Annotated in this window: 10 protein-coding genes; 5 read left to right on the forward strand and 5 right to left on the reverse strand. The window is 60.3% G+C overall.

All coding sequences use genetic code 11. The features are described from left to right. Window positions 1-2,265 carry a DNA topoisomerase IV subunit A gene (gene parC / locus ACP7E4_RS21645; protein ID WP_426117640.1) on the forward strand — a complete coding sequence of 755 codons (2,265 nt, stop codon included), beginning with the start codon at window positions 1-3 and terminating at the stop codon, window positions 2,263-2,265. 178 nt (window positions 2,266-2,443) lie between these two features. Further along, window positions 2,444-3,139, forward strand: a complete 696-nt coding sequence (locus tag ACP7E4_RS21650; RefSeq protein WP_426117639.1) for a PqiC family protein — start codon at window positions 2,444-2,446, stop codon at window positions 3,137-3,139. A gap of 305 nt (window positions 3,140-3,444) precedes the next feature. On the opposite strand, the gene ACP7E4_RS21655 is transcribed toward ACP7E4_RS21650, so the two are convergent. After that, entirely contained in the window at window positions 3,445-4,995 is a 1,551-nt protein-coding gene (locus tag ACP7E4_RS21655) for a histidine kinase (protein WP_426117638.1), read from the reverse strand. Window positions 4,996-5,125: 130 nt separating this feature from the next. On the opposite strand from ACP7E4_RS21655, the gene serB reads away from it, so the two are divergent. Then, window positions 5,126-6,340, forward strand: coding sequence for a phosphoserine phosphatase SerB (gene serB, locus ACP7E4_RS21660; protein WP_426117637.1), 1,215 nt, complete (start codon window positions 5,126-5,128; stop codon window positions 6,338-6,340). 78 nt (window positions 6,341-6,418) lie between these two features. Here serB and ACP7E4_RS21665 read toward each other — a convergent pair whose 3' ends face one another. The 4 genes from ACP7E4_RS21665 to ACP7E4_RS21680 all read right to left on the reverse strand — a co-directional run bounded on the left by ACP7E4_RS21665 (window position 6,419) and on the right by ACP7E4_RS21680 (window position 11,761). Further along, entirely contained in the window at window positions 6,419-8,206 is a 1,788-nt protein-coding gene (locus tag ACP7E4_RS21665; RefSeq protein ID WP_426117636.1) for a molecular chaperone, read from the reverse strand. A gap of 237 nt (window positions 8,207-8,443) precedes the next feature. Then, a complete protein-coding gene (gene asd / locus ACP7E4_RS21670) occupies window positions 8,444-9,313 on the reverse strand; it encodes an archaetidylserine decarboxylase (protein ID WP_426117666.1) in 870 nt (289 codons plus the stop codon). A 50-nt stretch (window positions 9,314-9,363) separates the two neighbouring features. Continuing rightward, the gene (gene rhdA / locus ACP7E4_RS21675) at window positions 9,364-10,179 is read right to left on the reverse strand and encodes a thiosulfate sulfurtransferase (protein ID WP_426117635.1); all 816 of its coding nucleotides are present in this window, start codon (window positions 10,177-10,179) and stop codon (window positions 9,364-9,366) included. A 46-nt stretch (window positions 10,180-10,225) separates the two neighbouring features. Further along, a complete protein-coding gene (locus tag ACP7E4_RS21680) occupies window positions 10,226-11,761 on the reverse strand; it encodes an HDOD domain-containing protein (protein WP_426117634.1) in 1,536 nt (511 codons plus the stop codon). 210 nt (window positions 11,762-11,971) lie between these two features. On the opposite strand from ACP7E4_RS21680, the gene motA reads away from it, so the two are divergent. Then, window positions 11,972-12,823, forward strand: coding sequence for a flagellar motor stator protein MotA (motA, locus tag ACP7E4_RS21685; protein ID WP_020293643.1), 852 nt, complete (start codon window positions 11,972-11,974; stop codon window positions 12,821-12,823). Window positions 12,824-12,826: 3 nt separating this feature from the next. Next, window positions 12,827-13,843: a flagellar motor protein MotB gene (gene motB / locus ACP7E4_RS21690; RefSeq protein ID WP_426117633.1), complete on the forward strand. Its 1,017-nt coding sequence runs from the start codon at window positions 12,827-12,829 to the stop codon at window positions 13,841-13,843. The last annotated feature ends 9 nt before the right edge of the window (window positions 13,844-13,852 follow it).

The raw sequence follows: 13,852 nt of genomic DNA on the forward strand, positions 1-13,852 counted from the left end.
ATGAGCGACATCCTTGCAGACAGCTTAGATGGCGTAGAACGCCGATCACTGGCTGACTTCACCGAACAGGCCTACCTCAACTACTCCATGTACGTGATCATGGACCGGGCCTTGCCGCACATCGGCGACGGCCTCAAGCCCGTACAGCGGCGCATCATCTACGCCATGAGCGAGCTGGGCCTGGACGCCGATTCCAAGCACAAGAAGTCGGCGCGTACCGTCGGTGACGTGCTCGGCAAGTTCCACCCGCACGGTGACTCGGCCTGTTACGAAGCCATGGTCCTCATGGCGCAGCCGTTCAGCTATCGCTACACACTGGTGGACGGGCAGGGTAACTGGGGTGCGCCGGATGATCCCAAGTCCTTCGCGGCCATGCGTTACACCGAAGCGCGGCTGTCGCGTTATTCCGAAGTGCTGCTCAGCGAACTGGGCCAGGGCACGGCGGACTGGGTGCCGAATTTCGACGGCACCTTGAACGAGCCTGCGGTTTTGCCGGCGCGTTTGCCGAATATCTTGCTCAACGGCACCACCGGCATTGCGGTCGGCATGGCCACCGACGTGCCGCCGCACAACCTGCGCGAAGTGGCCACGGCCTGCGTGCGGTTGCTGGACGAACCCAAGGCGACGGTCGCCGAGCTGTGCGAGCACATCCTCGGCCCGGATTACCCGACCGAAGCAGAAATCATCACGCCCCGCGCCGATCTGCTGAAAATGTACGAAACCGGCAAAGGCTCGGTGCGCATGCGCGCCGTCTACCACATCGAGGATGGCGATATTGTCGTCACCTCGCTTCCGCATCAAGTGTCCGGCGCCAAGGTCATCGAACAGATCGCCGGGCTGATGCAGGCCAAGCCGTCCAAGGCGCCACAGGTCGCCGACCTGCGTGACGAATCGGACCACGAGAACCCGTGTCGTCTGGTCATCATCCCGGTCAATAGCCGGGTCGATCATGACGCGCTGATGCAGCACCTGTTTGCGACGACCGATCTGGAATCCAGCTATCGGGTCAACATCAACATCATTGGCCTGGACGGCAAGCCGCAGCTGAAAAACCTGCGCGCCTTGCTGGTGGAGTGGCTGGAATTCCGCACCAATACCGTCCGCCGCCGCTTGCAGTTCCGCCTCGATAAAGTCGATCGCCGCCTGCATCTGTTGGACGGTTTGCTCATCGCTTACCTCAATCTGGATGAAGTGATTCATATCATCCGCACTGAAGAGCATCCGCGCGCCAGGTTGATCGAGCGCTTCGAGCTCAGCGAAATCCAGGCCGATTACATTCTCGACACGCGCTTGCGTCAGTTGGCGCGCCTCGAAGAAATGAAGCTGCGCAACGAACAGGATGAACTGAACAAGGAGCGCGCCAAGCTCATGGCTTTGCTGGGCAGCGAAGCCAAGCTGAAAAAGCTGGTGCGCAGCGAAATCATCAAAGACGCCGAAACCTATGGCGACGACCGCCGCTCGCCGATTGTCGAGCGTGCCGAAGCCAAGGCGTTGACCGAACACGATCTGCTGCCCAACGAGAAAGTCACTGTTGTTCTGTCGGAAAAAGGCTGGGTGCGTTCGGCCAAAGGTCACGATATCGATGCGACCGGTCTTTCCTACAAGGCGGGAGACGGTTTCCTGACCGCCGCTGCGGGCCGTTCCAATCAATACGCGGTGTTTATCGACTCCACCGGGCGCAGCTATTCCCTTGCGGCTCACACCCTGCCGTCGGCGCGGGGCCAGGGCGAACCTTTGACCGGCAAGCTCCAGCCGCCGCCGGGTGCGACCTTCGAATGCGTATTGCTGCCCGAAGATGACGCGCTGTACGTGATCGCCTCGGATGCCGGTTACGGCTTCGTGGTCAAGGGCGAGGACTTGCAAGCCAAGAACAAGGCGGGCAAGGCATTGTTGAGTCTGCCTGCCGGGGCCAAGGTGATTCTGCCGCGCGCAGTGCCGGACCGTGAGCAGAACTGGCTGGCGGCGGTGACCACCGAAGGCCGCTTGCTGATCTTCAAGATCAGCGACTTGCCGCAACTCGGCAAAGGCAAGGGCAACAAGATCATCGGTATTCCGGGCGATCGGGTGGCGAGTCGTGAAGAGTATGTGACTGATCTGGCGGTGATCCCGCAAGGGGCGACATTGGTCCTGCAAGCGGGCAAACGGACGCTGTCGCTGAAGCCTGATGACCTCGAACATTACAAGGGCGAACGCGGTCGGCGGGGTAATAAGCTGCCAAGGGGCTTCCAGCGCGTCGATGCGCTGTTGGTGGAAAACGCCGGATAATGGCGGTTTAGAGCTATTAGTCTTCGTTTTGCCATGAAGATCGCCGCATAATCGCTGGAGTCATAGCGCATATTCACGGATGATATGACGTCTTGTGGTGTCGGCGTGGCTGAATGCCTTCATGATTTGTGAGTATTTGCACTGTGGTTCGCCTCGCGGCCGCCACCTGGATGGGACGATGAATCTTCTACGCCTTCCCGTTGTTTTGTTGATGACCAGCGTTTTGGGTCTGGCTGGTTGCAGTGTGCATCAGCCGACTGCGCTTTATCAGTTGGACAGTGGTACACCTGGGCAGCCTACTCGCAGCACAGGGTTGGCTGTTTTACTTGGCCCGGTAACCGTGGCCGATTACCTGCAACGCGAGACGCTGTTGCAGCGTCAGCCGGATGGCAGCCTGACTGCTTCCGAGGAAGGACGCTGGGCTGGCAGCCTGTCTTCGGACATTGATCAGCTTCTGCTGCGCCAATTGGCCTGGAAGCTGGACAGCCAGCGCGTGGTACTTGCGCCGGCCGTCACTGATTTCACGCCTGACGTGCAGGTGGTGCTTTCCATCACCCGTCTGGATTCCGGTGCCAAACAGCCTGCAATCCTTGATGCACAATGGCGCCTGCTGGATCGCAAGGGTCAGGTGCGCGACAGCCGTATTGTCCATCTGCAAGAGCTGCATGCCGGAACCTCGGCCGATCAGGTTCGGGCTCAGGGTGTCTTGTTGCAGCGTCTGGCCGATCAGCTGAGCTCGGCGGTCAAGCCGATCTCCTGGCAGCCAGTCGAGCAGCCAAAGAAAGCCCCGGTTGCTCGCGCCAAGGAGCCTGAGAAACCCAAGATGCCGATGGCATTGCCGATCCGTACCGATCTGGAAGTGTTCCGCTTCTGACCGGCAGAATCAAAAAAAGCCCGCAGCGATGCGGGCTTTTTTTGTCTTCGGATTGGTGCCGATTCGTAGGAGAACCCCGTCGTCCAGACGCCGCGCTGTCGCGCAACAAACAGTCCAGTGGGACCGGATTCATCCGGGAAGAGGTCGGTACATCCACTGCATTCTCCTCGTCAGGAATGCCGCTTTCCCGGATAAATCCGGTCCCACGGATCCTCGTCAGACCAGATGGATATGTGTTGTTTGACGAGAGCGGCTTTAGCCGCGAAGTACGCCTTCCCGGCTAAAGCCGGTCCCACTTGGGCTTATCAAGCCTTGCGCGTCTCGTGCATGCGTGCGAGTTGGCGTTCGAGCATGGATGGATAGGGTTCCATCAGGCGTTCGACGCAGCAGGCGCCTTCCGGACTGGCGATTGGGCGGATGCGCGCACGTTGGCGAATCAGCGCGTCGTCGTTGATCTTGCGCTCGACCAGCAGCAGGTTGCGGCTGTGCTGGGAAAGGGCCAGCGCATCCTGCGCCGTTTCGGTCAGCAGCAGATCGATCTGGCTCAGGCCGGACAAGCCTTCGCCCAGGGTCAGGCCCAACTGCAATTGCAGAGTGATGCCGCTGTCGGCGACTTCGATCTGCAAGGCATGGCTCAACGCACGCAGCAATTCGCCACAGCAAATGGCATTGGTCAGGTAGTCGTCGCCGCTTTCTTCGCTGTGGAACAGCATCAGCGTGCTGCCATCGTTGAGCGTATGCAGTTCGCCTTCATACAGTGACGAAGCTTGATCCAGGCAATCGCGATAACGTTGTAGCAAATCAGTCAGGCGTGCGCGAGGCAGGCGGCGCAGTTGATCCTGGGAGCCCAGTTGCACGGCGAGCACGGCGCTCGGTTGCGGAGTGCTCGGTGCGACCGGTGCCCTGCTGACAGCGGGCGCCGGGCTGGCGTCGTCGCGCAGATCAGCGAACGGATCGTCTTCGTCCTCTTCATCTTCCTCGGCAACCAGGCGACGCTGCACGGGCGGAGCCGGCAAGCGTGGCTTGGGGGCTTCATCGAAGCCTGGCTCGCGCGCATTGCGGCCCTTGAGCACCGGCTCGGTTTCTTCTTCCTGCTCCAGATACGGATCGTCGCCTTCATCGTCGACGTATTCCGGCTCGGGTTCAGGTACAGGCTCCGGCATCGGCGGGGCGAACGATGTCTGCAACTGACGGGCCAGATCACCGATTTCGTCCTGACGCTCCACCGCAGGGGTGTACGGATCGATATCGCGCAGCCAGACGCGCAATTGCAGCAGCGGCGTGGAAATGTGCCGACCCAGGCGCAGGCTCAAGGCCAGGGCCAGCGCAAGCAGAATCCCCGCCAGAATGCCCATGCTTTGCAGGCTGATGGTCATCGGTTGCTGGAACTGGCTCATGTCCAGGCTGATGCGCAGATGCCCGGCCATCACGTCCTGGAAGGTGATCTTGATTTCATACAGGCCTTCGGCTTCGCCCAGCAGCCCGTTTTTCGGACGCTGACCGGCTTCGGCAAGGATGCGGTTGTCCACGCTGTAGATGGCGGCGTGGGCTACAAGCGGGTTCTTCACCAGATTGCCGAGCAGCACGTTGAGGCTGAGGATGTCGTTGGACACCAGCAGTTCAGTGGCTGACGTTGCGGTCTGCGTGGTGAGTGCCTGGCCAAGCGCATCGGCCTGCTCATGCATGGCCTGCTTGAATTGCAAACCCATCACGCCCGCGTAAATCACCAGCGCCAAGGCGACGAGGATCACGTTATGGCTGGCAATGCGCAAAGCAATCGGAACACGGCGGTGGCGCAGTGCACGGAAGATAAGCAGGAAGAAATTATCGGTTTTAACTGGCGTGGGCCGGTTCACAGAGCACGGCTCTTTCGGTGAAGTTGCCGCGCAGTATAACGACCGACCCAGTAGCGGCAAAGCGCTGCCTGTGCCCGATGGTCACTGAAAGTGGTTAGAATGCGGTTTTTTTCCACTGCTGGGGTGCGTCTTGCGCGAAATCGTCCTGATTAACATCACAGGTGTTGACCGTCCGGGTCTCACTGCCGCCATCACTGGCGTGCTCGCGCAAGGCGGGGTGAACATCCTCGATATCGGTCAAGCGGTGATCCACGACACGCTGTCGTTCGGCATCCTGGTCGAAATTCCCGGAACCGAGCAGGGTTCTTCAGTGCTCAAGGACATTCTGTTCACTGCCTACAAGCTCGATCAGCAGGTGCGCTTCACGGCGGTGTCCGAAGAGGATTACCAGCATTGGGTCGACGGCCAGGGCAAGTCGCGGCACATCGTCACGCTGCTGACCCGCAAGGTCACCGCCGAGCAGTTGCAGCGCGTCAGTTCCATCACCGCCAGATACGGGCTGAACATCGACCAGATTGATCGCCTGTCCGGGCGCATGCCGCTGGACACCCCCGCGGACAAGGGCAAGGGCTGCATCGAGTTTTCGGTGCGTGGTGAGCCAGCTGATCCCAAGGCAATGCAGGCGGAATTCCTCAGCGTGGCCCAGGCCCTGAATGTCGATATCGCGTTCCAGCAGGATTCGCTGTTCCGGCGCAACCGGCGTCTGGCGGTGTTCGACATGGATTCGACGCTGATTGAAGCCGAGGTCATCGACGAGCTGGCCAAGGCCCACGGCGTGGGTGAGCTGGTGTCGGAAATCACCGAGCGCGCCATGCGCGGCGAACTGGATTTCCGTGCCAGCTTCAAGGAACGCCTGGCGCTGCTCAAAGGCCTGGATGTAAGCGTGCTGGATGAAATCGGCGCATCGTTGCGTCTGACCGAAGGCGCTGAAACCCTGTTCGCAGAACTCAAGCGCCTGGGCTACAAGACGGCGATTCTTTCCGGTGGCTTCACGTATTTCGCCAAGCAGTTGCAGGCAAAGCTGGGCATCGATTATGTGTTCGCCAACGAGCTGGAAGTGGTGGATGGCAAATGCACCGGCAATGCCATCGAGCCGATTGTCGACGCTCAGCGCAAGGCGGACCTGCTGCGTGAACTGGCGATCAAGGAAGGCCTGAGCCTGGAGCAGACCATTGCCGTGGGCGACGGCGCCAATGACTTGCCGATGCTGGCAATCGCCGGCCTGGGCGTGGCGTTCCGCGCCAAGCCGTTGGTCAAGCAGTCAGCCAAACAGGCGATCTCGACCCTGGGCCTGGACGGGATTCTGTACCTGCTGGGTTTCCGTGATCGGGATGGGCGTAACTGAGGCGAATCCTGTTGGAGTGAGGCTTGCCCGCGAAGCCTTCGCGAGCAAGCTCGCTCCCACAGTTGTTCTTGTCCAGTGTTATAGCGACGACCAAAGCGAATCGAATTCCTGGTCCGCCTTGGGTTGATCGCCGCCGGTTTCCTTGGGCGCTTCGAAAGTCTCGTATTCGAACTGGTTGTAGCTGCCGCTGCTGGCGCGTCGGTTGTTGAGGACGCCGCCAAGTTCTTCACCGCCGATGTTGATCATCACGCTGTTGCCTTCCTGGAAAGGCAGGCGTGGGGCGAGGATTGTCGCAGGCTGTTCGACGGCGCGCACTTCCGGTAGCAGCAGCGAGCGCATGTAAGGGCTGTTCTGTCCGGGCCTGATCATCTGCAAGCCGCAGGGTTGCGCGAATGGCGCGATCAGCTCGATCCCCATTTGCGTGCCGCCGCTGCGCACTTGTCGTACCCAGCGTACAACCGCAATGCTCCAGCCCTGACAGGCGTCATCCTGAATGCCGACCAGTTCGCCGGCCTGCAATTGCGGCGGCACTTCCTTGGGCCATGCCAGGCAATAGCCGCCAGGGCTGTGATTGACAATGTGCAGGTCGTAGGTCGCAAAGGTCTGCTGGGCATTGGACGCCGCTTCGCCGCCGTCGGCCTCGGTTTGCTGATACTGGATCTCTTCAAAGGGCAACAGCACCGAAGAAGTATTGCCGCGCTGGGTATCGAACGCGCTGGCCCAGGGATCGTCCGGCTTGTCGCCGACCAGTTCCATCTTGAATTGCGCGGCCTTGCTGACGACCGGCAGTTGCAGCATGTCGCTGAATGATCGCTGGCCACCGAGGTAATAGTGCAGCGCGCTCATGCCGATGCACAGATTCAGCGTGCCCTGGCCCGGCGTGCGCTGAAACGTGCGCTCGGCCACATCGCCCCAGGCCGCCGCCAGATGCTGGAGCAGATCGGTGGTGACGCCATGGGGGATCAGCAGCGGCAATTGCGCGCGAAGTTCGGCAGGCGTTTCTAGATAGCGATTGATCATCGCCGCCAGCGCCTGGGTATGCATGCCCACCAGCTGCGGGATCTGTTGTTCGGTGAACAGCGAGGTGTAGAGCGGCGGCTTGTCCTGGTCGGGCGCCAGTGCGAACAGGCTGTTGTCGTCGGCCGGAAGCTGCAGGCGGACCAGCGAACTCCACGAATCCAGGACCTCGGCGAGGCGGCCGATATTGAGCTGACGCATCTGGTTGCAGCGTGAACAGCCCATCAACAAGGCCACGATGTAGGTCTGTTCGACGGTCAGGGTCTTGACGTTATGAGCCAGCTCATCGTTCACCGCAACCAGATGCAACTGGTGCTGGCGAGCGATCTGATAAATCTTGTGCATCTCCAGCCACAGACCTTCCTGGACCGGGCAGTACAACTGGTTGGCGCGAATCAGCGGACCGTTAAGGCAATGCAGCGCCCGTTGTAAGGCGGTGCTCAGCAGCGGGATGCGGTCTTTGGTCAGGCGCGCAGCCACGCGCTGGATGATCAACTTGTAACCCACGGCGAGATGGTTTTGCAGGGCCTGGCAGAGGTTGGCGACCTTGCGCGGGCGCTCGTCGAGCACGATGGCCTGGTTGAGAAAGTGCCGCTCCAGGTGCTTGCAGACGAAGTACACCTCGGGCCGCAGCAGCTCAAGCATTTGCAGGCGGTTGTCGCTGGGGGTGAGTAACTGGTTGAGTTCGCTGAGGCCCTGATAGAGCTGGCGCGCCATCTCGCCCAGGTTGGCTTTGGGCAGGGTCGAGATCCAGCGTTTCAGGTCGCGAGGGGTTGCTTCACAGAATGTCAGGCTCGACTGCGTCGGCGTGGGCACACGCAACAACACGGGAAGGCTTGAAATACTCATGTGACAGGCTAACTCCAACTGCTTATTGGCCCGAGCGGCGGCATTTGATTCACGCGTTAATAGCATTTACTCATTGAGAGTCGTGCAATTTGCGTCAATAAAACGCTAGGTTTCCTACAGCGCCGATGCCGTGACTTTAACAGCATCGGCCTGTAGTCGCAGCCCGTGTTGCACAAATGCGAAGGAAGTCAGGATCGCTTCCATTCGCCACTGTTCAGCACGGGCTGTGTTTTGTACTCAGAGCGCTACAGGCGATGCCAGCATTTCACCCATTTTGACGGGTGAACCGGCCGCCAGTTCCTCGGCCCACTTAATCTGGTTGGGTCCGAACAGAACGATGGCAGTGGAACCCAGTTTGAAGCGGCCCAGTTCGGCGCCTTTCTCCAGATGGATCGGCGCCCGGGCGGCTTCGTCGTAGCGAAAGGTTTTCAGCTCGCGTTTTGGTGGGGTAACCAAACCCGCCCAGACGGTTTCGATCGATGCAACGATCATCGCGCCGACCAGCACCACGGCCATCGGACCACGCTCGGTGTCGAACAGGCAGACCACGCGCTCGTTGCGGGCGAACAGTTCCGGCACGTTCTCGGCAGTGGTCTGGTTGACCGAAAAAATCCGCCCCGGCACATAGACCATCTCGCGCAGCGTACCGGCGAGCGGCATGTGAACCCGGTGATAGTCCTTCGGCGACAGGTAAACCGTTGCGAACTCGCCACCCATGAACGGCGCTGACAGGCTGGCGTCGCCACCCAACAGTTCAAGCACGCTGAAGCTGTGGCCTTTGGCCTGGAAGATGCGGCCGTGATCGATCGGGCCTAGCTGGCTGATCGCGCCATCGGCCGGGCAGAGAATCGCGCCCGGCGTGATGTCCAGCGGGCGAGCGTCGGGTTTCAATGCGCGGGTAAAGAACGCGTTGAAGTGCTCATAAGCAGTGAGGTCTTCCACCAGCGCCAGGGACATATCCACCTGATAGCGACGAGCGAACCATGCGGTAAAGGCGTTCTTGAACCAGCGCACCCGGCATTCGGCAACGCAGCCAGCCAGACGCGACAGCAAGTGGTGCGGCAATAAATACTGGCTGAAGATAAACAGACGCTTTTTCATCAAAATTCCTAAAACGATAAAGGTGTGCTGAACGTGATTTTACAGTCGGCCCGCTGTCAGCGTTCGACCGGTGTGTCCGGGTGGTTGCCCCATTCACCCCAGGAGCCGGCATAGCCTTTGACTCGCGGGTAGCCCAGCGCCTTGGCCACCAGATAGGTGAAGCCGGAGCGGTGGTGGGTCTGGCAATGGGTGATCACTTCCTTGTCGGCAGTGATACCCAGGCTGTCGAGGATTTCGCCGATGTCTTCGCGGATGCGCAGATTACGCGCCGGGTCCATGCCTGCGGTCCACTCGAAGTTGACTGCGCCGGGGATGTGCCCGGCTTTCGCGGCCAGGACTTTTTCCCCTGAATATTCCGTAGGACCGCGAGCATCCCAGATGGCCAGGTCGGCAGCGCCGAGGCGGCTTTGCAGGTATTCGCGGGTGGCGGTGGGTTCACTGTGCAGCGTCAAAGGCACCGGCTGACCGGCCGATGGCGGGACCTCGGTGGAGAGCTGCAAGCCGGCGGCCTGCCAGGCGAGAAGGCCGCCATCGACATAGTGATACTGATGATGGCCGATAACATCCAGTAACCAAATAAATCGCCCGGCCCAGCCGCCGCCTTCGTCGTCATAGACCACGTAGACCGCATTCGGGTTATGGCCCAGCTCGCCGAACAGCGCTTCGAGCTGTGCTTGTGCTGGCAACAGACCGGGGGCCGGAGGCTGGCCCAGTTGCGTGCGCTTGGGATCGACAAAGCGTGCGCCGGGGATGTGTCCGGCGTCATACCGGGCGCTGCTGGTCAGATCCACCAGAATCAGCTCCGGCGCGTCGAGGCGTGCCAGCAGGTCGCTGGGCTCGATGACCAGCGGCAGGCTAGAGAAGACGGACATGTGCAGCCTCCAATATCGGAAAAAGAGGCGAATTGTAGCCCAGCTGTCAGGCTTTGCGACCACTAAAGCTGGTCATCGCCCGCTCGATGCACTGACAGGTTTTTCCGAAAGCTTGTACGGATATCTCCGAAAGCGGCCCGCCGCCCTGGTCGGCGAACACCAGCATCACCACTTTGCCATTGCTGCTCAGGGAGCGAATCAACCAGTGCTGACCCTTGAACAAGCCCCTGATACTGCCCGGCAGCAACGCCGAAAACTGATCGATGTTGGCTGGCGTCATGCGCAGTTGAGTGGGTTGCGCGAGCAAGCGCTGCAACACCGTGCTCTCCTTTATATACAGCACGGTTTCTGCGGCTTCCTTCTGCAAGCCACCGATCTGGTGAACCCGCAGCATGGTTGCCGTCTTGTCCGTCATCATCAGCATGACTCGCTGCATGCCGCAGGACAGCAAGGCGTCGCGCGAAGAAGTGGTCAAGTGCATGGCGTTGTTGAACGGGCTCGGCTCGATCAGCAGCTCGGCACAGTGTTTGCGCCAGACTTGCAGGGCTTCGGCAGACGGCGGCGGGGCCGGCAGCATGCCGCGATGGACCCGACGCGCGTCCCACGGCCAGAGCAGCGCTTCGGCCGGATGCCATGTTCCCGGAGCCGCGTGATGCAGGGCACTGCTCACGGCGTTCTGATGCACCTGTTGTTGCACGGTATCCAGCGGTTGTTGCAGATACAGGCTGGTCAACAGCTCCCAGCGCAGGCAATGCGGGCTGTCCCAGGCTTGCTGGGCCGCGAGCGCCAGACCGTTGCCCAGCAACACCGTATTGGCGGGCTGATTCAGCCAGCGATGCAAATGAGGATCGGCGTCCATGAGCTGTTGCTGGAGCAGCGGGTCATCATTGTTGCGGGCGATGCGCATGGCTTTCACCAGTTGACGCCGTTCGCTGATCAATAGGCGATAACCCAGTGTCACCCACAGCGGCAGGTGCCAAAGCTCGGCCATGGCGACGCACAGCTCCAGCAGGCTGACGCCAAACAATTGCTTTTCCACGAGGCGAGACGACTCGCCTTGATGGATGACGCGCATTTCCCATTCATCGAGCAGCTTGGGATACGTCAGTGCCATCGGCCACAAAGGCGAGAGAAACAACAGGCTGCCCAGGTGAATATCCTGCCAGAGCCGCGCCAGACGTCCGGCGAACAGACCGTTGGCCTGCTGCGTAGCGTGCTGGCTGACCAGCAGCAGCTGGCGAAACGTGGCGGGCATCTCATCTGCTTCCAGCGTCGGCAGGCGATTGAGCAGCACTTCGGTGCGCGCCAGGCCCAGACGATTGATTGCTACCTCAAGACTTTCCGCCGGCTCCGCCAGTTTGTTGGTGTGGTGATTGGCCTCGCGCATGACGCTCAGGACCAGCGCCGGGCTGTCCTGGACCATGTCGGCGATATCACGCAGGGAACGGCGGCTGTCGTTGAGTGCCGAGCGCACGCGTTTGTGATTGGCCGCAGGCACCGGCAATGCAACGCCATCGAGCTGTTTGACCCAGGCGTCGAGGGTCTTCGGAACGGGTAGCGGTGTCGAGGTATCTGGAGGCATGCATCAGGCCTGTACGACTGGATATTTTAGGCAGTATGGACTGCGAAATTTCAGGGTAAGACATCAGGTCGCGGGCCGCCGTTCAAGGCCCGGCTGGCTTTTCCTCATAGCGGCCTATAGTCTGGCCCACATATGCCGATAAGTAGAAGAAGAGTTTCACGAACTTCCGCAACATGTCCCTGAATCCGACTTGGTAAGTAGTTTCTACCTATGGCTAAAATTATCGGCATCATTGTCGTTTTCGCGAGCGTGCTCGGCGGATACGTTCTCTCCCACGGCAAGATTGCAGCACTGATCCAGCCCTTCGAGGTTCTGATCATCGGTGGTGCGGCATTGGGCGCGTTCCTGCAAGCCAACCCCGGCTACATGACCATGCACGTGTTCAAGAAGTCGCTGAAAATGTTCAGCACGCGCTTCACTCACGCGTATTACCTTGAAGTCCTGGGCCTGGTGTACGAGATCCTCAACAAGAGCCGCCGCGAAGGCATGATGGCGATTGAAGGGGATATCGAAGATGCAGCGGCCAGCCCGATCTTTGCCAAATATCCGGGCGTGCTCAAAGACGAGCGGATGACGGCGTACATCTGTGATTACCTGCGCATCATGTCCTCGGGCAACATGGCTCCCCATGAACTGGAAGGCCTGTTCGACATGGAACTGCAAAGCATCAAGGAAGAGCTCGGGCATCCCTCCCACGCCATTACCGGCATCGCCGACGGTATGCCCGGTTTCGGTATCGTCGCGGCGGTACTCGGTATCGTGGTGACCATGGCCTCCCTGGGTGACGGCGACAAGGCTGCCATCGGTAACCACGTAGGTGCGGCACTGGTCGGTACGTTCTTCGGTATTCTCGCGGCCTACGGCTTTTTCGGCCCGCTGGCCACGTCCCTGGCCCACGATGCCAAGGAAGAGCTGAACGTCTACGAAGCCATCAAGGCATCGCTGGTGGCTTCGGCGTCCGGCATGCCGCCGTCGCTGGCCGTCGAGTTTGGTCGTAAAGTCCTGTACCCCGCGCACCGGCCCAGCTTCAGTGAGCTGGAGCAAGCGGTTCGCGGTCGTTAAGCCATGGAAAATAATCAGCCGATAATCATCAAGCGCGTCAAGCGCTATGAAGGCGGACACCACGGCGGGGCATGGAAAATCGCCTTCGCCGACTTTGCTACCGCGATGATGGCGTTCTTCCTGGTGCTGTGGCTGATGTCGTCGGCCACGCCCGAACAGTTGCTGGCCATTGCCGGTTACTTCAAAGACCCGGTGGGGTTTTCCGACAGTGGTTCGCCTTACGTGATCGACCTCGGCGGTTCGCCGGAGATGTCGCCAGACCAGACCCTGAACCCCGAGATCAAATCCACGCCGACCCCCGATAACGTACCCATCGAATCCGACTCGGCAGAAGCCAAGGCCGAAGCGGTCGAGCAGGAACGCCTGGAAATGCTTCTGCAAGAACTGCAGAACAAGGTCAACGAGAACCCGGAACTGCAGAAATTCAAGGATCAGATCCATTTCGAGATTACGCAGGACGGTCTGCGCATCCAGATCACGGACGCGGACAATCGGCCAATGTTCGATCTGGGCAGTGCGCGTCTCAAGCCATATTTCGAAGATATCCTGCTGGCGATGGCCGACACCATCAAAGCGGTGCCGAACAAGATCAGCATCAGTGGTCACACCGACGCCAAGCCTTTCGTGGGCAATGGCGATTATGGCAACTGGGAATTGTCGGCCAACCGGGCCAACGCGGCGCGTCGAGCGTTGATCGCGGGCACCTATCCGGAAAACCAGGTCGCCCGGGTCGTGGGTTATGCATCCTCTGCGTTGTATGACCGCAACCAGCCGTTCAATCCGGTGAACCGCCGGATCGACATCGTGGTGATGACCAAAAAGGCACAGCAGCGTATCGAAGGCACGCACGGCGTGGGTGATGGCAATACCACGCCGAAGCCGACCGTGCCCGCAACGCCGCCCGGCGCGTCGAATACGACAGCGCCCGATCCGCAGGCGTACGCCCAGCCTCATGAGCTTCGGCAAAAGCTGAATATCTTCGAGGATGGCACGCTGAAGATGGATGAGACGAAGAACTAGCAGGCGGCA

Origin of the sequence: Pseudomonas sp. DSP3-2-3 (assembly GCF_049898225.1) — a bacterium.
GTDB lineage: Bacteria > Pseudomonadota > Gammaproteobacteria > Pseudomonadales > Pseudomonadaceae > Aquipseudomonas.

Excerpts from the sequence above, each read along its gene's own strand:
- parC (WP_426117640.1), top strand. The coding sequence starts at position 1 with ATGAGCGACATCCTTGCAGACAGCTTAGATGGCGTAGAACGCCGATCA.
- ACP7E4_RS21650 (WP_426117639.1), top strand. The coding sequence starts at position 2,444 with ATGAATCTTCTACGCCTTCCCGTTGTTTTGTTGATGACCAGCGTTTTG.
- ACP7E4_RS21665 (WP_426117636.1), bottom strand. The coding sequence starts at position 8,206 with ATGAGTATTTCAAGCCTTCCCGTGTTGTTGCGTGTGCCCACGCCGACG.
- rhdA (WP_426117635.1), bottom strand. The coding sequence starts at position 10,179 with ATGTCCGTCTTCTCTAGCCTGCCGCTGGTCATCGAGCCCAGCGACCTG.
- ACP7E4_RS21680 (WP_426117634.1), bottom strand. The coding sequence starts at position 11,761 with ATGCCTCCAGATACCTCGACACCGCTACCCGTTCCGAAGACCCTCGAC.
- motA (WP_020293643.1), top strand. The coding sequence starts at position 11,972 with ATGGCTAAAATTATCGGCATCATTGTCGTTTTCGCGAGCGTGCTCGGC.
- motB (WP_426117633.1), top strand. The coding sequence starts at position 12,827 with ATGGAAAATAATCAGCCGATAATCATCAAGCGCGTCAAGCGCTATGAA.